Source organism: Acinetobacter sp. LCT-H3 (assembly GCF_001866125.1).
GTDB lineage: Bacteria > Pseudomonadota > Gammaproteobacteria > Pseudomonadales > Moraxellaceae > Acinetobacter > Acinetobacter schindleri.
Window position 1 is genome coordinate 1 of the sequence record NZ_MODX01000086.1, and the last position, 484, is coordinate 484.

General features: G+C 37.6%; 1 pseudogene. It reads left to right on the top strand.

Features of this window, described 5'->3' with window-relative positions:
- Nucleotides 1–484: pseudogene (locus BK820_RS14970) on the top strand (IS3-like element ISAba21 family transposase); the annotation flags it as partial.

Consider the following 484-nt stretch of genomic DNA (forward strand, 5'->3'; position numbering starts at 1 on the left):
AAGGTACGCCTATATGAAACAGCAAAGACATTTATTCCCGATTAGCTTTATGGCTAGATTACTTCACGTTTCAGTGTCACGATTTTATGATTGGCTAAAACGAGGCATGAATAAAAGATTGGTTCAGCGAAATCAACAGACAATTTTGGTCAAAATAGCTCATGAGGAAACTAAACAAAGCTATGGCTATATTCGATTAACTAAGCATTTACAAGCGCAAGGTATCAAAATTAGTACGTATGCTGTACGTCAAATAAAAAAGCTCAACCAGCTGTATTGTAAGCGTCATAAGCGTTTCAAAAGAACTACGAAGAGTGATCATAATCGAGCGATCTACGCAAATTTACTAGAGCAACAGTTTTCAATGACTAAGCCCAATCTTGCATGGTCAAGCGATATTACATACATTTGGACTGCTGAAGGTTGGTTATACTTGGCAGCAGTAAAAGACCTGTACACGAAACAAGTGGTTGGCTATAGCTTA